The organism is Anaerovibrio lipolyticus (assembly GCF_021531495.1).
Taxonomy (GTDB): Bacteria; Bacillota; Negativicutes; order Selenomonadales; family Selenomonadaceae; genus Anaerovibrio.
In genome coordinates, this window is record NZ_JADYTY010000007.1 from 59,214 (window position 1) to 84,139 (window position 24,926).

At 43.8% G+C, this 24,926-nt stretch carries 26 protein-coding genes; all 26 read left to right on the forward strand.

Features of this window, described 5'->3' with window-relative positions; genetic code table 11:
• Positions 1–9: 9 nt before the first annotated feature.
• Positions 10–1,455 (forward strand): histidine kinase N-terminal domain-containing protein, encoded by a 1,446-nt coding sequence (locus I6E26_RS04385; protein ID WP_235320645.1) that lies wholly within the window; start codon positions 10–12, stop codon positions 1,453–1,455.
• Positions 1,455–2,030 (forward strand): ANTAR domain-containing response regulator, encoded by a 576-nt coding sequence (locus I6E26_RS04390; RefSeq protein ID WP_235320646.1) that lies wholly within the window; start codon positions 1,455–1,457, stop codon positions 2,028–2,030. Before I6E26_RS04385 ends, I6E26_RS04390 begins: the two co-directional genes overlap by 1 nt.
• Positions 2,031–2,357: 327 nt before the next feature.
• Positions 2,358–3,593, forward strand: a complete 1,236-nt coding sequence (locus tag I6E26_RS04395) for an NAD(P)-dependent malic enzyme (protein WP_419179906.1) — start codon at positions 2,358–2,360, stop codon at positions 3,591–3,593.
• 569 nt (positions 3,594–4,162) lie between these two features.
• On the forward strand, positions 4,163–5,065 hold the full coding sequence (locus I6E26_RS04400) for an Rpn family recombination-promoting nuclease/putative transposase (RefSeq protein WP_235320648.1): 903 nt from the start codon (positions 4,163–4,165) through the stop codon (positions 5,063–5,065).
• A gap of 622 nt (positions 5,066–5,687) precedes the next feature.
• Positions 5,688–5,969 carry a co-chaperone GroES gene (gene groES, locus I6E26_RS04405; RefSeq protein ID WP_235320649.1) on the forward strand — a complete coding sequence of 94 codons (282 nt, stop codon included), beginning with the start codon at positions 5,688–5,690 and terminating at the stop codon, positions 5,967–5,969.
• A 51-nt stretch (positions 5,970–6,020) separates the two neighbouring features.
• On the forward strand, positions 6,021–7,646 hold the full coding sequence (gene groL / locus I6E26_RS04410; RefSeq protein WP_235320651.1) for a chaperonin GroEL: 1,626 nt from the start codon (positions 6,021–6,023) through the stop codon (positions 7,644–7,646).
• A gap of 394 nt (positions 7,647–8,040) precedes the next feature.
• On the forward strand, positions 8,041–9,732 hold the full coding sequence (locus I6E26_RS04415; RefSeq protein ID WP_235320653.1) for a carbon starvation CstA family protein: 1,692 nt from the start codon (positions 8,041–8,043) through the stop codon (positions 9,730–9,732).
• 174 nt (positions 9,733–9,906) lie between these two features.
• Entirely contained in the window at positions 9,907–10,305 is a 399-nt protein-coding gene (gene rpsH / locus I6E26_RS04420; RefSeq protein ID WP_235320654.1) for a 30S ribosomal protein S8, read from the forward strand.
• 26 nt (positions 10,306–10,331) lie between these two features.
• Entirely contained in the window at positions 10,332–10,883 is a 552-nt protein-coding gene (gene rplF / locus I6E26_RS04425) for a 50S ribosomal protein L6 (RefSeq protein WP_235320655.1), read from the forward strand.
• Positions 10,884–10,906: 23 nt separating this feature from the next.
• A complete protein-coding gene (rplR, locus tag I6E26_RS04430; protein ID WP_235320656.1) occupies positions 10,907–11,266 on the forward strand; it encodes a 50S ribosomal protein L18 in 360 nt (119 codons plus the stop codon).
• Positions 11,267–11,288: 22 nt separating this feature from the next.
• Positions 11,289–11,789, forward strand: a complete 501-nt coding sequence (rpsE, locus tag I6E26_RS04435; RefSeq protein WP_235320658.1) for a 30S ribosomal protein S5 — start codon at positions 11,289–11,291, stop codon at positions 11,787–11,789.
• Between the two features lie 13 nt (positions 11,790–11,802).
• Positions 11,803–11,985, forward strand: a complete 183-nt coding sequence (gene rpmD, locus I6E26_RS04440) for a 50S ribosomal protein L30 (RefSeq protein WP_235320659.1) — start codon at positions 11,803–11,805, stop codon at positions 11,983–11,985.
• 23 nt (positions 11,986–12,008) lie between these two features.
• A complete protein-coding gene (gene rplO / locus I6E26_RS04445) occupies positions 12,009–12,452 on the forward strand; it encodes a 50S ribosomal protein L15 (RefSeq protein WP_235320660.1) in 444 nt (147 codons plus the stop codon).
• A gap of 5 nt (positions 12,453–12,457) precedes the next feature.
• Complete coding sequence (gene secY, locus I6E26_RS04450) at positions 12,458–13,714, forward strand: preprotein translocase subunit SecY (RefSeq protein ID WP_235320661.1); 1,257 nt, start codon at positions 12,458–12,460, stop codon at positions 13,712–13,714.
• Positions 13,715–13,724: 10 nt separating this feature from the next.
• Positions 13,725–14,366, forward strand: a complete 642-nt coding sequence (locus I6E26_RS04455; RefSeq protein ID WP_235320662.1) for an adenylate kinase — start codon at positions 13,725–13,727, stop codon at positions 14,364–14,366.
• Positions 14,367–14,378: 12 nt separating this feature from the next.
• Positions 14,379–14,597, forward strand: a complete 219-nt coding sequence (gene infA, locus I6E26_RS04460) for a translation initiation factor IF-1 (RefSeq protein WP_009645081.1) — start codon at positions 14,379–14,381, stop codon at positions 14,595–14,597.
• Positions 14,598–14,640: 43 nt separating this feature from the next.
• The gene (rpmJ, locus tag I6E26_RS04465; RefSeq protein WP_058965281.1) at positions 14,641–14,754 is read left to right on the forward strand and encodes a 50S ribosomal protein L36; all 114 of its coding nucleotides are present in this window, start codon (positions 14,641–14,643) and stop codon (positions 14,752–14,754) included.
• Between the two features lie 23 nt (positions 14,755–14,777).
• The gene (rpsM, locus tag I6E26_RS04470; RefSeq protein ID WP_235320663.1) at positions 14,778–15,146 is read left to right on the forward strand and encodes a 30S ribosomal protein S13; all 369 of its coding nucleotides are present in this window, start codon (positions 14,778–14,780) and stop codon (positions 15,144–15,146) included.
• Positions 15,147–15,160: 14 nt separating this feature from the next.
• Positions 15,161–15,553, forward strand: a complete 393-nt coding sequence (gene rpsK, locus I6E26_RS04475) for a 30S ribosomal protein S11 (protein ID WP_027397572.1) — start codon at positions 15,161–15,163, stop codon at positions 15,551–15,553.
• A 17-nt stretch (positions 15,554–15,570) separates the two neighbouring features.
• On the forward strand, positions 15,571–16,164 hold the full coding sequence (gene rpsD / locus I6E26_RS04480; protein WP_235320664.1) for a 30S ribosomal protein S4: 594 nt from the start codon (positions 15,571–15,573) through the stop codon (positions 16,162–16,164).
• A gap of 77 nt (positions 16,165–16,241) precedes the next feature.
• Positions 16,242–17,255, forward strand: coding sequence for a DNA-directed RNA polymerase subunit alpha (locus I6E26_RS04485; RefSeq protein WP_235320665.1), 1,014 nt, complete (start codon positions 16,242–16,244; stop codon positions 17,253–17,255).
• Between the two features lie 37 nt (positions 17,256–17,292).
• Positions 17,293–17,640 (forward strand): 50S ribosomal protein L17, encoded by a 348-nt coding sequence (gene rplQ, locus I6E26_RS04490; protein ID WP_235320666.1) that lies wholly within the window; start codon positions 17,293–17,295, stop codon positions 17,638–17,640.
• A 371-nt stretch (positions 17,641–18,011) separates the two neighbouring features.
• Entirely contained in the window at positions 18,012–18,527 is a 516-nt protein-coding gene (locus I6E26_RS04495) for a flavodoxin family protein (RefSeq protein ID WP_235320667.1), read from the forward strand.
• A 255-nt stretch (positions 18,528–18,782) separates the two neighbouring features.
• The gene (gene hsdR, locus I6E26_RS04500) at positions 18,783–22,058 is read left to right on the forward strand and encodes a type I restriction-modification system endonuclease (protein ID WP_235320668.1); all 3,276 of its coding nucleotides are present in this window, start codon (positions 18,783–18,785) and stop codon (positions 22,056–22,058) included.
• Positions 22,055–23,464, forward strand: a complete 1,410-nt coding sequence (locus I6E26_RS04505) for a class I SAM-dependent DNA methyltransferase (protein WP_235320669.1) — start codon at positions 22,055–22,057, stop codon at positions 23,462–23,464. The genes hsdR and I6E26_RS04505 overlap by 4 nt, the downstream gene beginning before the upstream one ends.
• The gene (locus I6E26_RS04510; protein ID WP_235320670.1) at positions 23,464–24,846 is read left to right on the forward strand and encodes a restriction endonuclease subunit S; all 1,383 of its coding nucleotides are present in this window, start codon (positions 23,464–23,466) and stop codon (positions 24,844–24,846) included. The genes I6E26_RS04505 and I6E26_RS04510 overlap by 1 nt, the downstream gene beginning before the upstream one ends.
• Positions 24,847–24,926 lie beyond the last annotated feature (80 nt).

Below are 24,926 nucleotides of genomic sequence, written 5' to 3' on the forward strand. Positions count from 1 at the left end.
TAATTCACTATGGAGCAGGGCGGAGAGGCATACAGCGTAAATATTACATCCCAGTGTCGCAAAAGAACCAATCTTACAGCCATGCAGATTGAGCATTTAAAAAGAATCGAGATAAGTCTGCCCTTTGTGGCAGATTTGGCTCATGCCTATCTGTATCTTTATGTGCAAACCAAGGAACCGGGCAAGATGCTGGTATTGAAGCACTACAGGCCTCATACCTTTTTTTCAGAGGTGGAGCTGACAGGAGAAGGAGCTTTTGTTTCTACTCTGGAGGAGCCACTGATTGCAGCGGCCTTTGCCAAGGGAAAATTTATCCAAGGCCAGCGGGAATGGCGTTTTGGTATCAATCTGGAAATGTATGTACAGCCCATTAAATGTGGCAATGATGTTATTGGGGTGGTAAGTCTGGAAACAGGTCATAGTTATGCCAATTCCAGCAATTATCATCAGCTGATGGATACGGCCTTATATCTGTTGGATTATGCCAAAAAGCCTTTGGATAAGGATGAGTTCCACCCTATGAGTCCTGGTACTGGTATTATTATTGCTGATAGCAACAATAGGATTGTCTTTGCCAATCTGTCTGCCAATAGAATTTATAGAGCCCTGGGTATTGCTAGTCTTGTGGGCTGTCGTATGCAGGATAGAGAGCTAAGTGCTATGCTCCACAAGGAAACCATTGACAGCAGCCGTCCTTATGAGCGGGAAATTCAGATTCGGGATTTTGTGCTGGTACAGCGGGATATTAAGCTGGAAGAAGCAGGTATGCTAAAAAGACGGATTATGCTGCTTTCCGATGTGTCCGAGCTTAGAAAAAAGGAGCGGGAGATAAAGATAAAATCTGCTGTTATTCAGGAGATTCATCATCGTGTCAAAAATAATCTCCAAACCATAGCCAGCCTTTTGCGGCTGCAAGCCCGCCGTTCCAAGGTGCCAGAGGTAAAGTCTGCCTTGCAGGAAAGCACCAATCGAATTCTCAGTATGTCCGTGGTTCACGAATTTCTGTCTCAGCAGGATGCGGAGGAAATTCGTGTTATGGAGGTAACGCGAAATATCCTTAATACAGTGGCTCCCAATATGATTGCTGGGGATTTTCAATTGGAGCAAAGCTTTGATGGGCCAGAAGTGATACTGCCCTCTAGAACAGCCAGCAATCTGGCGGTAATCATTAATGAGCTGATACTTAATTCCATTGAGCATGGCTTTGAGGGACGCCAGCAGGGACTTATCGGCCTGCATACCGAAGAGTCGGCTGATGGGTATGTGCTGGAGCTTTATGATAATGGCTGTGGTCTGCCACCGGATTTTGATGTGGAGAAAACGCGCTCCCTAGGCTTGCAGATTATCCGCACTCTGGTCAGGGATGACATGGGAGGAGAGATAGAGCTATATAATCAGCAGGGTACCCGTGCTCGAATTAGTATACCGAAGAATCCTGAGGGAGGAGAATACTGATGAAATCCTTGAAAATTGTTATTGCCGACAATGAATCTGTTATCCGCATGGATGTCAGAGAAATGCTGGAGGAAGCAGGTCATGAGGTGGTAGGAGAGGCTGTTAATGGCAAAAAAGCTGTGGAGCTGGCTCGTCGCTACAAGCCTGATTTGTGCATTCTTGATGTAAAGATGCCTGAGATGGATGGCATTACTGCGGCCAAGATTATTACAGAGGAAAAAATAGCTCCTGTGCTGCTGTTGACAGCCTTTAGTCAGGCTGATATGGTTAAGCGGGCTACAGAGGCTGGTGTACTGGCTTATCTGGTAAAGCCGGTACAGGAAAGTAATCTTTTTCCTGCCATAGAGGTGGCTCTTTCCCGTTATCAGGAAATGCATGAGCTGGAGGATGAGCTGTTCAAGGTGAAGGATACCTTGGCTATGCGTAAAACCTTGGATAGAGCCAAGGGGATTCTGATGGATGCCCATGGATATACAGAATCGGAGGCCTTTAAGAAGATTCAGCAATATAGTATGGCCAAGCGGAAAACCATCAAAGAGGTGGCAGAGGCTATTATTCGCGCTGCCACCAAATAAAAAAATTTGAGAAAAATATTTGCTTTTAGGCGTACCTATGATGGGTGCGCCTTTTGTATTTTGCCAAATAATTTTTTATAAATCGCTTGTGAAAATTTATTTATTTTGTAATGAATAGGGAAAATGCCTAAAAATAAATTTGTTGTACAAATGTCTATGGACAGGGGATTTGACAGAAATATTTAACAATTGTCAAAAAAATAGTAGACAAGATTGCTGGATTGTAGTATTATAACAACCAATATATAGCACGTATCAATATTTGATATGTAGTATATAACATATAGAAAAAATATATGGGTTCTTAAATGTATGGAAGGTGTGGTAATTATGAGCAACGTAGATAAGGCAGCTTTGGAATTGCATAAGGAAAATCAGGGTAAGCTGGAAATTGTCAGCAAGGTGGATTTGGGTTCCTCCAAGGATTTGACTTTGGCCTATACTCCTGGTGTTGCTGCGCCATGCCTGGAAATAAAGGATGATTATAACAAGATTTATGATTATACAACCAAATCCAATATGGTAGCTGTAGTAACTAATGGTACTGCTGTATTGGGCTTGGGCAATATTGGTGCTGGCGCTGGTCTGCCAGTAATGGAAGGCAAAGCGGTTCTCTTCAAGAGTTTTGCCGGTGTGGATGCCGTGCCTCTTTGTTTGAATTCCCGCAATGTGGATGATATTTGCCAGACTGTAGAGATGCTGGAGCCAGGCTTTGGTGGCATCAATCTGGAGGATATTAAGGCTCCTGAGTGCTTTGATATTGAGACTCGTCTCAAGGAGACTATGAATATTCCTGTTTTCCATGATGATCAGCATGGTACTGCTGTTGTTGCAGTATCTGCTTTGATGAATGGCTTCAAGCTGATTGGCAAGCGTTTCCGGGATGCCAAGGTTGTGGTAAATGGTGCTGGTGCTGCTGGTATGGCGATTACTCGTCTGCTGCAGGCTGTAGGGACTAAGCATATTATTCTCTGTGATACCAAGGGGGCTATCTATGAGGGCCGGCTTGAGGGTATGAATCCTTATAAGGAGGATATTGCTAGAATTACCAATAAGCGTAAGGAAGCTGGTTCTCTGGTGGATGTTATCAAGGGTGCTGATGTGTTTATTGGTGTTTCTGTGGCTAAGTGTGTAACTGAGGAAATGGTTAGGTCTATGAATAAGGATGCCATTATTATGGCTATGGCTAATCCAGAGCCTGAGATTATGCCTGAGCTGGCTAAGAAGGCTGGAGCTCGTATTGTTTGCACTGGCCGCTCTGATTTCCCTAATCAGGTAAATAATCTGTTGGCGTTCCCTGGTATTTTCCGTGGGGCCTTGGATGTAAGAGCTACGGATATTAATACTGAGATGAAGATTGCGGCTGCTACAGCGATTGCTTCCTTGATTCCAGAGGAGGAGCTGAGTGAGGATAATATTATTATCAGCCCATTTGATAAGCGGGTAGCGCCTAGAGTGGCTTCTGCTGTGGCGCAGGCTGCTATTGATACTGGGGTGGCTACTAATGATGGCATGACTGCGGAACTGGTGGCTGAGCATACTATGGAAATGCTGGGAGCCTAAGAGAGTTTTTCGCATAAATCTATAAAGTGAATTAAAGTCCTGATACCGATTATGGAATTGGGACTTTTTCATTTTGCTAAATCTTGATTTGCCGAATACATCAATTCTCTATATGGCGATATGGGAGTACCCTTTCAGGCACGCTCTCGCTACTTTTCTCGCCTAGCGGTACTAAAGCTCTCATGAGGCAATTCGTGGCTGACGCCCCGAAAGCTCATGAATCGCTAAGTACCGAGGCGCGAAGAGTACCTGTGCAGGGTATTCCCATACCGCTTATTAGTGTATTCATTGCGTCTTTCTGCTTTGGCACAATTTGGAACGACCTATTTTTTACTAAGATAGAGGAAAATAAAAATTATTCCTACTCAAGCAGGAGATTGGAAAATATTATCGAATATATAAATATGTAAATCCTTTGTAAGTTTATTTTTGCAAAGGGTTTTTTTGTTGTCTATGAATAAAATATTGGGAGGTGCAAAGACAAGAAATGGCTTATGGTATCACATTTTTTAGTATCAACTTGATTTGGATTTTCTAATTTGCGATAATATAGGAAAGGTGTTGTGATTATGGGACAAAAGGATATTACGCAGAAAAATTTTGAAGCGTATAACGATGTTTTTTCGGATATAGTTAATGGCACACTTTTTGATGGACGAGAGGTAATCAAACCAGAAGCTCTTGTTGATGCAATGGCGAAATCACAGTATAAAGCTGATGATAATGTAATACACGAACAGGAGCGGGATGTAGCCAAATATTGGACGGATAAGAACTGTTACATTCGTTTAGCCCTGCTGGGAGTAGAGAATCAATTGGCTATAGATATGGATATGCCCTTGCGGGTAATTGGTTATGATGGCAGTTCCTATCGGGATGAAATGAACCAAGACGAAATAGTTATTGATGAAGAAACAGGTAAAAAGCATAAAATCCGCCATAAGCGTTATCCAGTTGTAACTATTGTGCTATATTTTGGCAAAGTACCTTGGAAGAAGCCACTTAGCTTATATGATGTATTGGAAATATCTGATGATTTGAAGCCATTTGTTAATGACTACAAAATCAATTTGATTGATGTGCCAAGACTTACAGGGGAGCAGGTAAAAAAATTTACCAGTGATTTTCAGATTATTGCAGACTATTTTGTACAGCTTAATGAAAATAAAGGTTATGTACCAAAGGACATAAAAATCAGGCATACAGATAGTTTCCTAAAATTGATGTCTGTGTTAACACAGGATGATAAATATGTAGAAATTTACAGAGAACTTTCTCATGAAAAGGAGGAATTCAATATGTGTGAAGTATTGGACAAGGTAGAAGCACGTGGCAAAGCCATTGGTGCTTTGAATAAAACTGTAGAAATTTTGCGGGTGATTATTGCCAAGAATAGTTGGTCCAAAGAACAGGCTATGGAGTTTATTGGTATACCTAGGAGTGAATTTGCTAAATATGCTGCTTTATTGTAAGGTTATCGGATATAGTTCATGAAATATCCGATACAATAAACTTACTTAATTAATTACAAATAAAAAATATATATTTACAAAATTTGTGAAAAAGGGGCGTATTCGGTTTGTATGGCAGATATGCCCTTATTTTTCTGCTAATAATAATGTTGTTGCAAACTATCGATTTCTTAATGATTAAAGATAAAAATATATGATGAAGCTATGTATCAGTGAAGAAAAATATAGCCAAGTAAGCACGATGAGAAATTTCATTGTGTTTTTTTATGCAAAAATGTTGGTGGTAAGTGAAATAGCCTAAAAATGTTGTCACATATTGAGATAAAATATCGAAAAGAGTTATATTTGATATAAATAAATAATAAATTGCAATTATCAATTCCAAACTGTAGACAAAAAATGCCAAATGTGATAATGAAGTCAAATATATTTATACCGCATCATAACATATATCTTAAAAAGTCGGTTAAGAAACCTTGGAAAAATGGGAGAAATTTTTATTGACTTATTGACTTTTTGACGAAAAGGATTTATTATAATACTTGCAGTTAGCACTCAAAGGAAAAGAGTGCTAACAACGGAAATGTTTAATATGATTTTAAATATTAGGAGGCAGATTAACATGATTAGACCATTAGGTGACAGAGTTGTTATCCAGGTTGCAGAGGCAGAGACCAAGACCGCTAGCGGCATTATTTTGGCAGATACCGCCAAGGAGAAGCCAATGAAGGGCGTTGTTGTAGCTGTAGGCCCTGGTGAGTTCAAGGATGGTCAGAGAAGCCCTATGGACGTAAAGGTTGGCGACGCAGTAATCTACTCCAAGTACGCAGGTACTGAGGTAAAGGTTGACGGTGAGGATTATCTGGTATGCCGTCAGAGTGACATTCTGGCAATTGCTGAGTAAGAACAGATTGCATGGACAATCTTATGACTATATATTGGAGGTAAATACAAAATGGCAAAGCAGATTTTATTTAACGAAGAAGCACGCCGTGCACTGGGCAAAGGCGTAGATGCATTGGCTGACGCAGTAAAGGTTACTCTTGGTCCAAAGGGCCGCAATGTAGTACTGGACAAGAAGTTTGGTGCTCCTACTATTACCAATGATGGTGTTACCATTGCTCGTGATATTGAGCTGGAGGATCCATTTGAGAACATGGGTGCACAGCTGGTTCGTGAGGTTGCTACCAAGACCAACGATATTGCTGGTGATGGTACTACCACTGCTACCCTGTTGGCTCAGGCTATGATTCATGAGGGTATGAGAAACGTAGCTGCTGGCGCTAACCCAATGGTACTGAAGAAGGGTATTGAGACTGCAGTTAAGACCTTGGTTGAGGAGATTAAGTCCGTATCCAAGTCTGTAAACAGCAAATCTGAGATTGCTCAGGTTGCTACTATTTCTTCCGCAGATGCTGAAATCGGTAACTACATTGCCGATGCTATGGAGAAGGTAGGTAAGGAAGGCGTTATTACCGTTGAGGAGTCCAAGGGTATGGAAACCAGCCTGTCCGTTGTAGAGGGCATGCAGTTTGACCGTGGTTATATCTCTCCTTACATGGTTACTGATACCGATAAGATGGAAGCCGTTATGAACGATCCATATATCCTGATTACCGACAAGAAGATTTCCTCCATCAACGAGATTCTGCCTATTTTGGAGCAGGTTGTTAAGATGGGCAAGGAGCTGGTTGTTATTGCTGAAGATCTGGATGGCGAGGCTCTGGCTACCATCGTTGTTAATAAGCTCCGTGGTACTTTCAAGGCTTTGGCTGTTAAGGCTCCTGGCTTTGGTGATCGCCGTAAGGCTATGCTGGAGGATATTGCTATCCTTACCGGTGGTCAGGTTATCTCCGAGGAAGTTGGCCGTAAGCTGGATAGCGTAACCATCGAGGATCTGGGCCGTGCTCGTCAGGTACATTCCTCCAAGGAAAACACTACCATCGTTGATGGTATGGGTGACAAGGAAGCAATTGCAGCTCGTGTTGAGATGATTAAGAAGCAGATTGCTGATACTACTTCTGATTTCGACAAGGAGAAGCTCCAGGAGCGTCTGGCTAAGCTGTCCGGCGGTGTAGCTGTTATCGAAATTGGTGCTGCTACTGAGGTAGAGATGAAGGACAAGAAGTATCGTGTAGAGGATGCTTTGAACGCTACCCGTGCTGCTGTTGAGGAAGGTATTGTAGCCGGCGGTGGTACTACTTTCGTTGACATTCTGCCAGCTCTCGATAAGCTGGAGGCTGAGGGCGATGTAAAGACTGGTATCAATATCGTTCGTCGCGCTATTGAGGAGCCTGTTCGCCAGATTGCTAACAATGCAGGCCTGGAGGGCAGCGTAGTTGTTGCTGAGGTTAAGAAGGCCGGCGTTGGCATTGGTTACGATGCAGCTAACGACAAGTATGTCAACATGATTGAGGCTGGTATTGTAGACCCTGCCAAGGTAACTCGTTCCGCTCTGCAGAATGCAGCCAGCATTGCAGCTATGGTTCTCACTACTGAGACTTTGGTTGCTGATAAGCCAGCTCCAGAGGGCGCAGCTCCTGCAGCACCAGCTATGGGTGGTATGCCAGGCATGATGTAATTGCCAGCAAATGACAATTAAATAAAATATTTAGGGACTGTCTCGCTAAATTATCTTCTCATTAGGCTTCAAGCCAGAATGTTATAGATAATGGGACAGTCCCTTTCTTATTTTCTATGGTTTACAGGTTTACACAATTTTGCTAAATTTATTGTATTAAATGTATGTGAGATTTTTAAATTATCAGAAAATTACTTCTTTCCTTTACTCCATTGACATCTAAAAACCATAGTGATAATATACTTCTCAAATATATTATACAACTCAGTCGCAACGGTGCGAATTGTGAGAAATCTAAATTATGGTTATATACCGATTTTCATTCCCGCTGACAGTGTCGTTGTTGGCGGGAATTATTTTTATGTATGTATTATAAAGGAAAGAAGGATTTGTGATGAATGGTTTAACTCTTATTGGCATAGCCATCGTCGTCTTTGCTGCAGCCTATTTAGGTTACGGCCGCTGGCTGGTAAAGACCTGGGGAATAGATCCACAGGCCAAGACTCCAGCCGTAGAATTTGAGGATGGTCAGGACTATTCCCCTGCCTCCAGATTTACAGTATTTTCCCATCAGTTTTCTTCCATAACTGGTGCAGGTCCTGTTACCGGCCCTATTATTGCTGCCATGTTTGGCTGGGCGCCAGCTTTGCTGTGGCTCCTCTTTGGCGGTGTATTCTTCGGTGCTGTACAGGATTTTACCGCTCTTTATGCTTCTGTAAAGAATAAGGGCAAGTCCATGGGTATGCTGATTGAGCAGTATGTAGGCAAGACTGGTAGAAGACTTTTCCTGTTGTTCTGCTGGCTTTTCACACTGCTGGTTATTGCAGCCTTCTCTGATATTATTGCCAATACCTTTAATGGCATGACCAAGACTGGTGAGCTGAATGTACCTGGTGCTCAGGCAGCTACCATTTCCCTGCTGTACATTGTAGTGGCTATGGGTTTTGGCCAGTACATTAGAAAGTTCCAGCCATCTGGTGCTGTAAAATTCTTTGTGGCTTTGGTACTGGTTGCTCTCATGTTTGTAGTGGGTATGAACTTCCCATTGTATCTGGATGTGGCCAGCTGGCGTTATGTAGTCTTTGGCTACTGCTTCATTGCTTCCGTTTTGCCAATGTGGCTGTTGATGGAGCCTCGTGATTATCTTAGCTCCTTCCTGCTGCTGGGCATGGTTGCAGGTGGTGTTATCGGTGTTATCGTAGCTAACCCACAGATTAATATGCCTGCCTTCGTTGGCTTCGAGGTAAATGGCAAGCCATTGTTCCCAATCCTGTTTATTACCATTGCCTGTGGCGCGGTTTCTGGCTTCCACAGCTTGGTTTCTTCCGGTACTTCTTCCAAGGCAATTGCCAACGAAAAGGATATGCTTACTGTTGGCTATGGCGCCATGCTGGTTGAATCCCTGCTAGGTGTAGTTGCTCTGGTTATCGCCTGTGCTGCTGCTACTGATGGCGTACTGCCAAAGGGAACCCCGTTCCAGATTTTTGCCGGCTCCATTAGTAATTTCTTCAATATGTTTGGCCTGCCTGCTGGCCTGTCCTCCTGCTTCATTACCATGTGTGTATCTGCCCTTGGTATGACCACCATTGATTCTGTAGCTCGTATTGGTAGAATGTCCTTCCAGGAGCTTTTTGCTCCAAGTGAGGGCCAGGAGGCAAGTGGTGTTGCTGGTTTTTGCATGAACACTTATTTTTCCACCATTGTAACCTTGGTTCTGGCATATTTCCTGTGCCTGGCAGGTTATATGAATATCTGGCCACTCTTCGGTGCAGCCAACCAGCTTCTGTCTGCTCTGGTACTTATTTCTCTGGCTGTATTCCTGCGGACCACTGGTCGTCAGGGTTGGATGCTTTATGTGCCTATGACCATGATGTTCCTGGTTACCATGTCTGCCTTGGTTATGAGTGTGTGGGGTATTGTCAACAAGCCTGCTGACCAGTTTGTCTTTATGGTTGATGGCCTGCAGCTGATTCTGGCTTTGGCTCTGATGACCTTGGCATTGCTGGTGGTTAAGCACTGTGGCAAGGAATTGATTAGCGGCGAAGTTGATGAATGTGAAAGCCGTGGCTGCGAAAAAACAGCGTAATATAATATAGTAGGAAAAAGTTTCCGCAGTTGGTTTTCTGACTGTGGAAATTTTTTTTGTAATTTATCCACAAATTATACACAAAACCATTGACAGACGTATATGAAACTGATAAAATCTTTTAAGTGAGCCTATGTGGCCACACGAAATTTTGAAAGGAGGATATCGATTTACATGGTAATGACTGATCCTATTGCAGACATGCTTACTCGTCTGCGCAACGCAAATTCCGTATTCCATGAGAAGGTAGAAATCCCTGGTTCCAAGATTAAGAAGGCTATTGCTGAGGTACTCAAGGAAGAGGGTTTCATCAAGGATTACACCTTCACTGAGGATGGCAAGCAGGGGGTAATCACTATTTCCCTGAAGTATGGTCCAGCCCGTGAAAAGGTAATTACCGGTATTAAGCGTATTTCCAAGCCTGGTCTGCGTCAGTACGCAAAGGCAGCTGAGCTCCCTCGTGTTCTCGGCGGTTTGGGTATCGCCATTATTTCCACTTCCAAGGGAATCATGAGCGATAAGGATGCTCGCAAGGCTGGTCTCGGCGGCGAGGTTGTAGCTTACGTTTGGTAATTATTTAATAGTTAGGAGGTGTACTAATGTCAAGAATTGGTAGAGCACCTATCACTATCCCAGCCGGCGTAACTGTTAAGGTTGAGGATGGCAACAAGGTGACTGTAAAGGGTCCTAAGGGTGAATTGGTACGCGAGATTCATCAGGACATGAAGATTAACATTGAGGAGAACACTCTGACTGTAGAGCGTCCTTCTGATAATAAGGATCACAGAGCACTGCACGGTTTGAGCCGTACCCTGCTGCACAATATGATTATTGGTGTAAGCGAGGGTTTTGCAAAGACTCTCGAGATCAATGGTGTTGGTTACAGAGCAGCTGTAAAGGGCAAGAACCTGGAGCTGTCCCTGGGCTTCTCTCACCCTGTAGTTGTTGAGCCACCTGAGGGCATCAAGTTTGAGTGCCCAGCTGCAACTAAGATTGTAGTAAGTGGTGTCAGCAAGGAAGCTGTTGGCGCAATCTCCGCAAAGATTCGCGACTACAGAAAGCCAGAGCCATATAAGGGCAAGGGTATTAAGTACGAAGGTGAGTTTGTTCGTCGCAAGGTTGGTAAAGCTGGCGCGAAGGGCAAGAAATAATTAGCAGAAAGGAGTAACCGACAGTGTTTGTTAAGGAAGATAAGAATAAAGCTCGTCAGAAGCGTCACCTGCGTGTACGCAATCACATTTCCGGCACTGCTGAGAGACCACGTCTTAACGTGTTCCGTAGCTTGAGCAACATCTATGCACAGGTTATTGATGATGTTAAAGGTGTTACTCTCGTATCTGCCAGCACAAAGGATAAGGATTTCCAGAACTATGGCGGCAATGTTGAGGCAGCTAAGGCAATCGGCGAGGCCGTTGCAAAGCGCGCTATCGAAAAGGGCATTACCGAGGTAGTATTCGACCGTGGTGGTTATGTATATCATGGCCGTGTTGCAGCACTTGCTGAAGCAGCTCGTGAAGCAGGCTTGAAATTCTAAAATTTGTAAAGGAGGTACATAAATGGCTAGAATTGACAACGAGACTCCTGAGTTCCAGGAAAGAGTTGTATTTATTAACCGCGTTGCCAAGGTAGTAAAGGGCGGCCGTCGCTTCTCCTTCAGCGCATTGGTAGTTGTTGGTAATGAGAAGGGTCAGGTTGGTGCAGGCTTGGGTAAGGCTGCAGAGGTACCTGAGGCAATTCGTAAGGGCGTTGAAGATGCCAAGAAGAATTTGATTAGTGTTTCCCTGAAGGATACCACCATTCCTCATGAGATGATTGGTGTATTCGGTGCAGGCCGTGTGCTGATGAAGCCAGCTGCCAAAGGTACTGGTGTTATCGCTGGTGGCCCAGCTCGTGCCGTTCTCGAGTTGGCTGGTATTAAGGACATCCTGACTAAGTCTCTGGGTTCCTCTAATCCAAACAACATGGTACGTGCTACCCTGAAGGGCTTGGAGCAGTTGAAGCAGGCTGAGAAGGTTGCTGAGCTCCGTGGCAAGACTGTACAGGAACTTTTGGGTTAAGGAGGATTTGAAAATGGCAAAGTTGAAGATTACTCTGACCAGAAGCCTGATTGGCAGACCCGCTACACAGTGTGCTACTATTAAAGCATTGGGTCTTAAGAAGTTAAATTCCTCAGTTGAGCTTCCAGATAATGAGTCCATCCGTGGCCAGCTCCACAAGGTTGAGCATCTCATTACTGTTGAAGAGCAGGCTTGAGTTCAGGGAGGTGCAATAGACAGATGAAATTGAATGAATTATCTCCAGCTCCTGGCGCCCGCAAGGTACGTTTCCGTGTAGGTCGTGGTCTGGGTTCCGGTAATGGCAAGACCTCCGGTAAGGGTCAGAAGGGTCAGAAGTCTCGTTCCGGCGGCGGCGTTCGCACTGGTTTCGAGGGTGGCCAGATGCCTATCTATCGTAGATTACCAAAGCGTGGTTTCAAGAACATCTTTGCTAACGTATATGCAGAGGTTAACGTTGAAACTCTGAATCGTTTTGAGGATGGCACCACTGTTGATGCAGTAGCATTGGTAGAGGCTGGCGTTCTGAAGAACATCCAGGATGGCGTTCGCATTCTGGGCAATGGTGAGCTCACCAAGAAGCTGACTGTTGTAGCAAACGGCTTTACCAAGACTGCAGAGGAAAAGATTACTGCAGCAGGCGGTAAGGTTGAAAAGTTGGGGTGATCTGATTGGTTTCAGCCCTCTCAAACATCGTTAAGATTCCGGAGCTGAGGACAAAGGTTATCTTTACTCTGGTTATGTTCGCTGTGTTCAGAATGGGTACTCATATACCTGTTCCAGGCGTTGATCCATCAGCCATTGAAAGACTGTTTAACAGCGGAACTCTTTTCGGTTTGTTGGATTTGTTCTCTGGTGGTGCTCTTAGCAAGTTTTCCATATTTGCCATGAGTATTACCCCGTATATTAACGCATCCATCATTATCCAGCTGTTGAATGTAGTAATACCTACACTGGAGCAATGGTCAAAGGAAGGCGAAGAGGGGCACAAGAAAACCACCAAGGTCACACGCTACTTCACTGTAGCATTGGCATTCCTCCAGGCAATGGGTATGTCCATCGGTCTGAAGGAGGCTGTTCTAAATCCTGGTCCGGCATCAACATTGATTATTGCAATTACCTTGACTGCCGGTACGGTATTCCTCATGTGGGTCGGTGAGCAGATTACTGCTAACGGCGTGGGGAATGGTATTTCACTAATTATTTTTGCAGGTATTGTGGCAGCTCTGCCATCTAATATTGGCAAGATTTATCATTATTTGCAGGCAGGAACCATTTCCTATATAAATGTGTTCTTCTTTGTAGCAATTGCGGTGGCTATGATTGTCTTTGTTATAGCAATTCATACCGCCTATCGTAGGATTCCAATTTCCTACGCCAAAAGGGTTGTCGGCAACAAACAGTATGGCGGGCAATCCAGCTTTATCCCGCTGAAGGTAAACCACGCGGGAGTAATTCCAATAATCTTTGCGTCATCCGTGCTGATGTTTCCAGTAACTATTGCCCAGTTTATTGATATCCCCTGGGTAAAAGATTTTGCCGGGTATTTTGCGTGGGGTACACCGCTACATTCGACAGTGTACGCACTGCTGATTATCTTCTTCACGTATTTTTACACCGCGGTTACTGTAAAGATATCGGATATGGCAGAGAATCTGAAAAAATACGGTGGCTTTATCCCGGGTATTCGTCCGGGAGAGCCTACTGCAGAATATTTAGATCATGTCATGACTCGTATTACCCTTGCAGGAGCATTCTTCCTTGCGTTCATAGCTATTCTGCCAACCGTAATAGCTAGTGCCACCCATTTAGAGGGCGTTAACTTCGGCGGAACAGCACTGCTGATTGTTGTAGGCGTAGGCTTGGATACTATGAAGCAGATTGAATCCATGGTAGTGATGCGACATTACGAAGGATTCATGAAGTAAGGAGGAAAAAATGCATATTCTTTTGATGGGGCCTCCTGGTGCTGGCAAAGGCACCCAGGCAGCTAATATCGTTAAGAAGTTCAATATCCCGCATATTTCCACTGGCGACATGTTCCGTGCCGCTATCAAGGAAGGAACCGAGCTGGGAAAAAAGGCCAAGGCATGTATTGATGCCGGTAACCTGGTTCCAGATGAGATTACTGTAGGTATCGTCAAGGAGCGTTTGGCTCAGGACGATTGCAAGAAGGGTTTTATTCTGGATGGCTTTCCTCGTACTGTTGAGCAGGCAGATGCTCTCAGCAAGATTCTTGTTGAGCTGGGCTTGAGCCTGCAGAGTGTTATCAACATCACTGTTCCATCTTCTGATCTGGTGGAGAGAGCAGTTGGTCGTAGAATCTGCCGCAGCTGCGGTGCTACTTATCACATTAAGTTCAGCCCATCCAAGGTTGAGGGCAAGTGTGATGCCTGTGGCGGCGAGCTTTATCAGCGTGCAGATGACACCGAGGAAACTATGAAGAATCGGTTGTCAGTATACGAGGCACAGACAAAGCCATTAATCGAGTATTACCAGAAGGCTGGTCTTTATGTAGAGATTGATGGTCGTCAGGCAATCGACAAGGTTTTTGCAGACGTTGTTGAAACCCTGAAGTAAAAAGGAGTCATTATGTCTAAGCAAGATGTAATTGAAGTTGAAGGTAAGGTTCTGGAGGCATTGCCAAATGCAATGTTCCAGGTAGAGTTGGAGAACGGTCACGTTGTTTTAGCCCATGTTTCCGGCAAGATTCGCATGAATTTCATCCGCATCCTGCCAGGTGACAAGGTAACCATTGAGCTTACACCATATGATCTGACTCGTGGCCGTATCACCTATCGTTTTAAATAGTCAAAACAAGGCTTTTGGCAGTATATGAAAGGGGCATAACGCAATGAAAGTTAAACCGTCGGTTAAACCTATTTGTGAAAAGTGCAAGGTTATTAAGCGTAAGGGTCGCGTAATGGTTATTTGCGAAAACCCAAAACATAAGCAGAGACAGGGATAATTTTAGAAGGAGGTGCTTGATGTATGGCACGTATTGCCGGTGTAGATTTGCCACGTGATAAGAGAATTGAGATTGCATTAACATATATCTATGGTATTGGTCTGACCACTTCCCAGAGATTGCTGAAGGAGACTGGTATCAATCCTGATACCCGCGCTCGTGATCTGACTGAGGACGAGGTTGTAAAGCTTCGTGATATCATTGACAAGCAGGTTATCGTAGAGGGTGACTTGCGTCGTGAGCAGTCCCTGAATATAAAGCGACTCGTTGAGATCGGCTGCTATCGCGGTCGCCGTCATCGTATGGGTCTGCCAGTTCGTGGACAGAATACTAAGAATAACGCTCGTACTCGCAAGGGTCCTAAAAAGGCTGTTGCTGGTAAGAAGAAATAAGGGAGGGCTAAAGAGTGGCAGTTAAGAAGTCTGTTCGTCCTAAGAAGAAGGACCGCAAAAATATTGAATTTGGTGTTGCTCATATCAGCTCCACCTTTAATAACACTATCGTTACTTTGACTGATAAGAACGGTAATGCACTTTCCTGGGCAAGCGCAGGCGGACTTGGTTTCCGTGGCTCCAGAAAGAGCACTCCATTCGCAGCACAGATGGCAGCAGAGGTTGCTGCAAAGGCTGCTATGGAGCATGGCTTGAAGCAGGTTGATGTTTACGTTAAGGGTCCTGGTGCTGGCCGTGAGGCAGCTATCCGTTCCCTGCAGGCTACCGGCCTTGAGGTTAGCATGATTAAGGATGTTACCCCAATTCCACATAATGGATGCCGTCCGCCAAAGCGTAGAAGAGTTTAATGGGAGGTGCAGAATAAATGGCAATTGATAGAGTACCAGCACTGAAGAGATGCCGTTCTCTCGGTATTGAGCCAGGCGTTGTAGGCCTCGGCAAGAGTTCCAAGCGTCAGCCTCGCCGCACCCGTGGTAAGGTTAGCGAGTATGGCATGCAGTTGAAGGAAAAGCAGAAGGCAAAGTTCATCTATGGTGTACTTGAGAAGCAGTTCCGCGCTTACTATGCAAAAGCAAAGAAGATGCCAGGTATCGCCGGTGATAACTTGATTAGCCTTTTGGAGAGAAGACTGGACAATGTAGTATTCCGTCTGGGCCTTGCTTCCACCCGTAAGCAGGCACGTCAGGTTGTTCGTCATGGTCATATTACTGTAAATGGCAAGCGTTGTGACATTCCATCTGCACTTGTTAATGAAAATGATGTTGTTGCAGTAGCTGAGAAGAGCCGTTCCAACGAGTTCTTCAAGGCACAGGCTGAGTCCAACAATGCACTCAGCACTCCTGCCTGGATTACTGTTGGCGCTGATAACTTCAGCGGCACTGTAAATCGTTTCCCTGCCAGCGAGGATTTCGATATCCCTGTTGACAGCCAGGCAATCGTTGAGTTGTACTCCAAATAATAATTTCTGTGTATTTTTTGCATTTGTTATCGGATATGTACAGAGATGCATTGAATTATTGAGGAGGGCAATTCCACATGATCGAAATCGCAACACCAAAGATTGAGATACAGGAAAGTAATGAGGATCTTTGCTATGGTAAGTTTGTCTGCGAGCCTATGACCCGCGGCTATGGTATTACCATTGGAAACAGCATGCGCCGCATACTGTTGTCCTCTATTCAAGGTGCAGCTATTACCTCTGTCAAGATTGACGGAGTGCTGCATGAGTTCTCCACAGTTCCTGGAGTTCGGGATGATGTAACTAACATCATCCTGCACTTGAAAGAGCTTTGCCTCAAAATGCACTGCGATGAATCTAAGGTCATCCGGATTGACGTGCAGGGTGAGAAAGAGGTAACAGCAGCAGATATTATTCATGATGCTGATATCGAGATTCTCAATCCTGACTTGCATATTGCAACCGTCAATGAGGCAGGTTCCTTGAAGATAGATATGATTGTTGAGCATGGTCTGGGCTATGTTACAGCAGAGAAAAAGAAGAGTCCTGATGATGCCATCGGTACTATTCTTGTAGATTCTATCTTCTCACCGATTCGTCGAGTAAATTACAAGGTTGAAGACATTCGTGTTGGTGATGCCACTGATTACGATAAGCTGACTTTGGAGGTTTGGACCGATGGTTCCGTTCAGCCAGAAGAAGCTGTCAGCAAGGCAGCAGCCATTCTGATTGGCCGTCTGAAGCTTTTCCAGAATCTGACCGTTGCTCCAGAGGTGGAGTTTGTGCCAGAGGAAGAGGTAGAGGCAAGCACTGAAACTGTTGTCAGCAATCCAGAGTTGGATTCCATTCTGGCAACCAGAGTGGAGGATATGGATTTGACTGTCCGTTCCTTTAATTGCTTGATGCGGGCAGATATAAAGACTGTTGGTGACCTGGTAAACAAGACTGAGGAGGAGATTATGAAGGTTCGTAATCTTGGCCGCAAGTCTTTGGATGAGGTTAAGGACAAGCTGAAGTCTATGGGTTTATCCTTAAAGGAAAGTGATCCTTCAGCAATGGGAGGATTTCCTGGAGACGATTCGGAAGCTTGATTGACATTATTTTTGATACAAGGAAAGAGGGAAATAAATGGCTTATAGAAAGTTAGGTCGTAATTCTAGTGCCCGTAAGGCACTGTTTAAGAGCATTCTGACTTCCTTCTTCAAGCACGAGCGCATTGAGACTACCGAGGCTAAGGCTAAGGAAATCAGCGGTCTTGCAGATCAGCTGATCACCCTGGCAAAGCGCGGTGATTTGTCTGCACGCCGTCAGGCTATTGCTCAGCTTGCTGATGAGGATGTTGTTAGAAAGCTGTTCACTGATATTGTTAACTACGACTCTGTAAAGAACCGTCAGGGCGGTTACACCCGTACCTTGAAGCTGGGCGTTCGCCGTGGCGACGCAGCTCCTATGGTTATTCTTGAGTTGGTAAAATAATCATCGGTATATTAAGAGGCTGTTGCTTCCAATTTGGAGGCAGCAGCTTTTTTGTTGTCAAAAAACGGAAAAATGAATATTTTCTATGAATTTTCATTGATAAATAATAATGAGAAATATTATCAATAAAGTGAATTATAACCCCTAGATTATTCAAAGAAAATGCCATTGCATTTTCTTTCAATGGGGTTTCGACGAGGGTGGAGATATTAGCTCCACCCTGTCATTAGCACAGCATCCCGCCACCTATAGAGGGATTATGGTGCTCCATGATTTGCTTGCCACATAATGTTATAAGTGCTTAAATATAAATAGAAAATTGGCAAGGGGAAATATCCCTATATTATGTATGATATTGTTAGGAGGACTTTATGAAAAGTATCGTTGTTGTATCAAGTTTGACAGGTAATACCTTGAAATTGGCCAGTGCTGTGGCCTATGCCCTCAATAATAATGTAGAGGCCGTAAAAGTGGAGGAAAAGCCTGATGTTAGTGACTATGATTTGGTAGCTGTAGGCTGCTGGATTAATCGAGGAACTGCTGACGATAAGGCCCAGGAGTTTATTAAAACCATTAAAGGTAAGAAGGTAGCTATCTTTGCTACTTTGGGAGCTTATCCTGATTCTGATCACGCTAAGAAATCCTTGGAAAATATTGCCGCTCTCTTTGATAGCAGTAATGAGGTGGTAGGTCAGTATATCTGTCAAGGCTCTGTTTCCTACAAAATGGTGGAAATGATGACCAAAATGTTCCCAGCGGGACATCCTCATGCCATGACTGAGGAGCGTAAGGCTAGGATTCAGGAGTCCTACAGTCACCCTGATAATCAGGATTTGTTAAAGGCAAGGGAGTATTTTACGGAGCTGAAAAATCGACTGGAGGGATAATATGTCAGTTAGTTTGCAAGCTTACGGTAAATCCCGGCATTCAGGCTATAGAAGCCATGAAAACCTTGGCTGAGTATATGTACCCATAATATCCTGGAAATAAAATTAAATTGTCTTAGAAGGAAAAACTAGCAGTGAGTTTGCAAGGCTCATTGCTAGTTTTTTTGTATGAGAGGCACATAGAGGGGCATTTTCTTTGCCCCATATAGATGTTATAATAAAGTAAAATAAAATAAATGCTTCGGGGGGATGGAGATGAAGTCCAATTTTGCTTTTTTGGCAACGGATTTTCCAATTTTATATAAATACGGCCTTTTGGCAGAGCAGTATCTCTATAGCGATCCCAATACCTGTCTTTATAAGCTGGGGAAAATGGGAGAGGCCATTATAAATTTAATGTATCAATATGACAATATTGAATATCCAGAGCCTAACAAGGCTGTTTCCCGCATTAACAAATTGCGTCGTTATGATTTGCTGGATGATGCTTTGGCCACCTTATTTCATAAGTTGCGGAAGATAAGAAATGATGCAGTCCATGAGGATGAGGACAGCATTGAAATCTGCAAAAGCTATTTGCCTGTAGCCCATAGTATATCTGCTTGGTTTCAGGAGGTTTATGGTCAAAATGGAGACTTTGATGCATCTCAGGCAGGATTTATCATGCCTGAGCCTCAGAAAGTTTCCCAACCAAATCCTGTGGCAGAAAATGATATAGAAGAAAAGCTTATGGAGGAGGCCAACAGCAAAGCCCGTAAGACTAAGGCTGTGGCTGCTGGGGAAAGGCAGAAACGCATTGTCAAGGCTGCCTATGGTCGGCGGAAGTCTGAGGCAGAAACCAGATTGTTGATTGATGAACAGCTTCGGCAGGTAGGCTGGGAGGCAGATACTCAGCTTTTGCGGTATAGCAAGGGAATTAGACCAGCCAAGGGCCGGAATATGGCCATTGCGGAGTGGCCTACCCGCTCCAAGACCGGTCAGAATGGCTACGCAGATTATGCCCTCTTTATAGGCTTGAAGCTGGTGGCTATCGTAGAAGCTAAGGCTGCCCACAAGGATGTATCTACTGTTATAGATTTTCAAGGCAAGCAATATCCCCGGGAAATACGCTCAGAGGATGAGAAATATCTTCTTGGTCATTGGGGAGAATACAAGGTTCCCTTTAGTTTTGCCACCAATGGCAGGCCTTATCTGGAACAGCTGAAAACCAAATCTGGTATTTGGTTTTTGGATTTGCGAAAAAGCAGCAATATTCCCAAGCCTCTAAAGGGCTGGATTAGCCCTGTGGGCTTTCAGGATTTGCTAGCCAAGGATGTAGAGGCAGGCAATACCGCCCTACAGCATATGTCTCAGGATGTACTTCGAGATCCAGACGGTCTGAATCTTCGCTATTATCAGATTGAGGCCATTATGGCAGCGGAGCAGGCGGTTATCTCCGGCGCAAATACCTGTCTTTTAGCTATGGCTACTGGTACAGGCAAAACCAGAACTGTATTGGGCATGATTTACCGTTTTTTGAAAACCAATAGGTTCCAGCGGATTCTCTTTTTGGTAGACCGAAACTCCTTGGGAGTACAGGCTCATGATGTGTTCAAGGACGTAAAGCTGGAGGAGCTGATGTCCCTTGACAAAATCTATAATATCAAGGGCTTGGAGGACAAACTGGTGGACAAGGAAACCCGGGTGCAGGTAGCCACTGTTCAGGGTATGATACAGCGGATTCTCTATAACAATGATGAACAGAAGCCAGCGGTATCAGATTTTGATTTGATTATTGTGGATGAGGCTCACCGGGGCTATACTTTGGACAAGCTGATGGCAGAGGAAGAGCTGGCCTTTCGGGATCAGCGGGATTTTCAGAGCAAATATCGCTCTGTAATTGAATATTTTGATTGCGTTAAAATAGCCCTTACGGCTACCCCTGCCATACATACCACCCAGATTTTTGGTCAGCCTATATATACCTACAGCTATCGAGAGGCTGTGATTGATGGCTATCTGGTGGACCATGATGTACCTCATAATATCAAAACCCAGCTTAGCCAGCAGGGTATCAAATATCACAAAGGTGATTCGGCAGCCGTTTATGATCCTGTTACTGGTTTGATTACCAATATTGATAACTTGGAGGATGAACTGAATTTTGATATTGATGATTTCAATCGGCAGGTAATATCAGAAAGCTTTAACCGGGCAGTGCTGGAGGAAATTTGTCAGGATATTGATCCTACAGATGAGGGGGCTGGCAAAACCCTTATTTATGCAGTAAGTGATCATCATGCAGATATGATTGTAAATATCCTGAAAAATATCTATCAGTCCTATGATGTAGATAACAGTGCCATTCAGAAGATTACTGGCAGTATTGAAAACGGCAATCAGAAGAAGATTCAGGAAGCTATCAAGAGATTCAAAAACGAGGCCTATCCTAATATTGTGGTTACAGTGGATTTGCTAACCACAGGTATTGATGTGCCAGAGATTACCAAGCTGGTATTTTTGCGCCGGGTGAAGTCCCGTATTCTTTTTGAGCAGATGCTGGGACGGGCCACCAGATTGTGTCCTGCCATCAAGAAGGACCATTTTGATATATACGATGCCGTGCAGATTTATGATGCCATTGCCAGCAATATGAAGCCTGTCACCAGCAATCCAGCTATTAGTCTGGTGGAGCTGATTGATACCCTCAAAGAAGTAGAGGACGGAGACAATAAGGTGCTCAGTTTCCAGCTAGGACAGATTGAGGCCAAGCTGCAGCGAAAAAGGCAGAGGCTGATGGCCAACAAAGAAGAGCAGTTTATCAGCATGACGCAGGGGCGGAATCTGGAGCAGTATATTCAAGAGTTAGTCCATATGGATGCTCCATCAGCTAAAAAGAAGCTGCTGGAGGATAGGGAAATCTTTGTGGAGCTGGAGAAAAAATCCGGCCCTGCCTACACAAGACCTATTATTGTGGACAATCATGCTGACAAAATTACAGAGCATACTAGAAATTATGGTACGGGCAAACGGCCAGAGGACTATATTGAGGAATTTGCCAGCTTTGTTAAGGGAAATATTAATCAGATAGCAGCGCTACAGATTATTTGTACCCGCCCTGCTGATTTAACCCGGGAGGGGCTAAAGGAATTGCGTCTTTTGCTGGATAGAAATGGTTTTACCCTGCCCCAGCTAAATACAGCGGTCTCCCAGACCAGCAATGAGGAGATTGTGGCGGATATTATTAGTTTGGTGCGTCGTTATGCCATTGGTTCCACCCTCTTGAGCCATGAGGAAAAGGTGGCTCAGGCCATTAAAAGATTGAAGAAAAATCACAAATTTACTGCCATGCAGGAAGGCTGGATAAAGATGATTGGGGACTATCTTCAGCATGAACCAGTTCTGAATAAGGCTGTTTTTGACCAGGATTCCCGCTTCCGCCAGAAGGGTGGCTTCAAACGGATTGATAAAATGCTGAACAACCAACTGGAAAGCATTATTAGGGATTTGAATGACTATATGTATGACGATAATGGAGGGAAATTTGCTTGAATACTCAGGAAATTGTTGCGAAGCTGTGGAGATTGTGTGATGTACTGCGGGATGATGGTATTACCTATCATCAGTATGTTACGGAGCTAACCTATATTTTGTTTTTGAAAATGGCTAAGGAAACCTATACCGAGGACAAAATTCCAGAGGGTTATCGCTGGGATGATTTGGTTGCCAAGGATGGCATTGAGCTAAAAAAATTTTACAAGAGGCTTTTGCAGTATTTGGGAGAAGAAAGCACCGGCAGGATTCGGGAAATCTATCAGGGCTCCAGCAGTAATATTGACGAGCCAAAAAATCTCAACAAGATTATTACTTCCATTGATGAGCTGGACTGGTATTCTGCCAAGGAGGAAGGACTTGGCAATCTTTATGAGGGCTTGCTGGAGAAAAACGCCAATGAAAAGAAATCCGGTGCTGGCCAGTATTTTACCCCTAGGCCTTTGATTGATGTTATGACCAAGCTGATTAAACCTCAGTTGGGGGAAAGATGCAATGATCCAGCCTGTGGTACTTTTGGCTTTATGATTAGCGCCCATCAGTATGTAAAGGAATTGAGCCATGATTTTATGGACTGCGATAGCGATATGGCAGAGTTTGAAATGGAAAAGGCCTTTACAGGTTGTGAGCTGGTGCACGATACCCATCGTTTGGCCCTGATGAATGCCATGCTCCATGATATTAATGGCAAAATCACCTTGGGGGATACCCTGTCTGAGGCTGGCAAGAGCCTTAAGGATTTTGATGTGGTGCTGACCAATCCTCCTTTTGGTACGAAAAAAGGCGGGGAGCGGGCTACTAGAGATGATTTGACCTATTTGACCAGCAACAAGCAGTTGAATTTTTTGCAGCATATTTACCGCAGTCTTAAAAAGGATGGCAAGGCCCGGGCGGCAGTGGTATTGCCGGATAATGTGCTTTTTGCCGATGGTGATGGGGAAAAGATTCGCTGTGATTTGATGGACAAATGCAATCTTCATACTGTTCTGCGACTGCCTACAGGTATTTTCTATGCCCAAGGAGTCAAGACCAATGTATTGTTCTTTACGAGGGGAACTACGGACAAGGGCAACACTCAGGATGTGTATTTTTATGATTTGCGCACTAATATGCCATCCCTTGGCAAAACCAATCCATTGAAGGTGGAGGATTTTGCAGATTTCGTCAAGGCCTATGAGGCTGAAGATAGGGAGGCTGTAAAGGATGAAAGATGGCAGAAATTCAGTCGTGAGGAAATTGCTGCCAAGGGCAATAGTCTGGATATTGGCCTAATCAAGGATGATAGCATTATAGACTATGAGGATTTGCCAGATCCTGGGGACAGTGCCAGAGAAGCAGCTCAGGAGCTGATGGAAGCCGTAAGATTGTTGCAATCAGTGGCAGAAGAACTGGAGGCACTGAAATAATGGCAAAGAAAAAAGAAAAGACACTGGAAGAAAAGCTGCAGGAAGCCCTAGTGCCGGAAAACCAATGGCCATATATATTGCCAGAAAATTGGTGCTGGACAAGGTTAGGTAAAATTACTAATGTTGTTGGGGGAGGAACTCCGTCGTCAAGTAAGAAAGAGTATTATGATAATGGTACTATTCCTTGGTTGAGTCCAGCTGATTTGTCTGGATATAGCGATATTTATATTTCTAGAGGACAAAAAAATATAACCGAGTTGGGATTATCAAAATCATCAGCACGTTTGATGCCTAAAGATACGGTATTGTTATCATCAAGAGCACCTATAGGATATGTGGCAATAGCTAGTAATTCTATATCCACTAATCAAGGATTTAAAAATTTCTTACCATCAGATGCTTTTTATTCTAGATTTTTATATTGGTATTTAAAATCATCAAAATCGTTATTGGAGAGTTATGCTAGTGGCACTACTTTTTTGGAGTTATCAGGTAGTAAGGCATCGATGGTGGAATTTCCATTACCACCACTTCCAGAGCAAAAACGCATCGTCCATCGCATAGAATCTCTCTTTGCCAAGCTGGATGAAGCCAAAGAAAAAATCCAGCAGGTGCTGGATGGGGCAGAAATGCGTAAAGTCGCTATATTGCATAAAGCCTTTACCGGGGAGCTAACCAAAAATTGGCGTAAAGAAAATGGGATTAGTGAAGATAGCTGGGTAGAATATACACTTCAATCTGTATGCACCATGAAGATAACAGATGGCACTCATAAAACGCCAACCTATTCAGATAAAGAGAATGGTGTAGTATTTTTATCTGCTAAAGATATAACATCAGGTGAAATTAATTGGGAGAATACCAAATATATAACCTCGGAGTTACATAAGGAATTATATTCAAGACTGGCGCCTCAAATTAATGACATTTTATTAGCTAAAAATGGAACTACAGGTGTAGCTGCTTTGGTAAAAGAAGATAAAGTCTTTGATATTTATGTTACTCTAGCATTGTTGAGGCCTAATGTAGAGATTGTTATTCCAGAATATCTATTGAATATCATTAATAGTCCACTTTGCAAAGTGCAGTTTAATGAAAATTTGACTGGTATAGGTGTACCAAATTTACATCTTAGAGATATAAAAGATGTAAAAATAAAAGTACCTTCAATAAGCGAACAGGAAATAATTTCAGACAAAGTAGAAATGCTTTTAGCAAATGAAGGTATGGTAACAAAGAATTGTTTAAAACAAATTGAAGTTATTGACACAATGAAAAAATCAATCCTTGCTAAGGCTTTTCGAGGGGAGTTAGGCACAAATAACCCCAACGAGGACAGTGCCATCAACCTTCTCAAAGAAGTCTTACAGGATAAATTCTGATTTGCCAAATACATCAATTATCTATACACTTCTCGTAGGCATGGCATATACCCTTACAGGCACGCTCGCGCTATATTGAT

What these genes read in the sequence shown, in the direction of transcription:
- rplQ (WP_235320666.1), top strand. Translation starts at nt 17,293, where the DNA reads ATGGCTTATAGAAAGTTAGGTCGTAATTCTAGTGCCCGTAAGGCACTG.
- rpmD (WP_235320659.1), top strand. Translation starts at nt 11,803, where the DNA reads ATGGCAAAGTTGAAGATTACTCTGACCAGAAGCCTGATTGGCAGACCC.
- groL (WP_235320651.1), top strand. Translation starts at nt 6,021, where the DNA reads ATGGCAAAGCAGATTTTATTTAACGAAGAAGCACGCCGTGCACTGGGC.
- rpmJ (WP_058965281.1), top strand. Translation starts at nt 14,641, where the DNA reads ATGAAAGTTAAACCGTCGGTTAAACCTATTTGTGAAAAGTGCAAGGTT.
- I6E26_RS04385 (WP_235320645.1), top strand. Translation starts at nt 10, where the DNA reads ATGGAGCAGGGCGGAGAGGCATACAGCGTAAATATTACATCCCAGTGT.
- groES (WP_235320649.1), top strand. Translation starts at nt 5,688, where the DNA reads ATGATTAGACCATTAGGTGACAGAGTTGTTATCCAGGTTGCAGAGGCA.
- I6E26_RS04510 (WP_235320670.1), top strand. Translation starts at nt 23,464, where the DNA reads ATGGCAAAGAAAAAAGAAAAGACACTGGAAGAAAAGCTGCAGGAAGCC.
- infA (WP_009645081.1), top strand. Translation starts at nt 14,379, where the DNA reads ATGTCTAAGCAAGATGTAATTGAAGTTGAAGGTAAGGTTCTGGAGGCA.
- rplO (WP_235320660.1), top strand. Translation starts at nt 12,009, where the DNA reads ATGAAATTGAATGAATTATCTCCAGCTCCTGGCGCCCGCAAGGTACGT.
- rpsM (WP_235320663.1), top strand. Translation starts at nt 14,778, where the DNA reads ATGGCACGTATTGCCGGTGTAGATTTGCCACGTGATAAGAGAATTGAG.
- rplF (WP_235320655.1), top strand. Translation starts at nt 10,332, where the DNA reads ATGTCAAGAATTGGTAGAGCACCTATCACTATCCCAGCCGGCGTAACT.
- I6E26_RS04400 (WP_235320648.1), top strand. Translation starts at nt 4,163, where the DNA reads ATGGGACAAAAGGATATTACGCAGAAAAATTTTGAAGCGTATAACGAT.
- I6E26_RS04495 (WP_235320667.1), top strand. Translation starts at nt 18,012, where the DNA reads ATGAAAAGTATCGTTGTTGTATCAAGTTTGACAGGTAATACCTTGAAA.
- I6E26_RS04485 (WP_235320665.1), top strand. Translation starts at nt 16,242, where the DNA reads ATGATCGAAATCGCAACACCAAAGATTGAGATACAGGAAAGTAATGAG.
- I6E26_RS04415 (WP_235320653.1), top strand. Translation starts at nt 8,041, where the DNA reads ATGAATGGTTTAACTCTTATTGGCATAGCCATCGTCGTCTTTGCTGCA.
- hsdR (WP_235320668.1), top strand. Translation starts at nt 18,783, where the DNA reads ATGAAGTCCAATTTTGCTTTTTTGGCAACGGATTTTCCAATTTTATAT.
- I6E26_RS04390 (WP_235320646.1), top strand. Translation starts at nt 1,455, where the DNA reads ATGAAATCCTTGAAAATTGTTATTGCCGACAATGAATCTGTTATCCGC.
- rpsD (WP_235320664.1), top strand. Translation starts at nt 15,571, where the DNA reads ATGGCAATTGATAGAGTACCAGCACTGAAGAGATGCCGTTCTCTCGGT.
- rpsH (WP_235320654.1), top strand. Translation starts at nt 9,907, where the DNA reads ATGGTAATGACTGATCCTATTGCAGACATGCTTACTCGTCTGCGCAAC.
- I6E26_RS04455 (WP_235320662.1), top strand. Translation starts at nt 13,725, where the DNA reads ATGCATATTCTTTTGATGGGGCCTCCTGGTGCTGGCAAAGGCACCCAG.
- rpsE (WP_235320658.1), top strand. Translation starts at nt 11,289, where the DNA reads ATGGCTAGAATTGACAACGAGACTCCTGAGTTCCAGGAAAGAGTTGTA.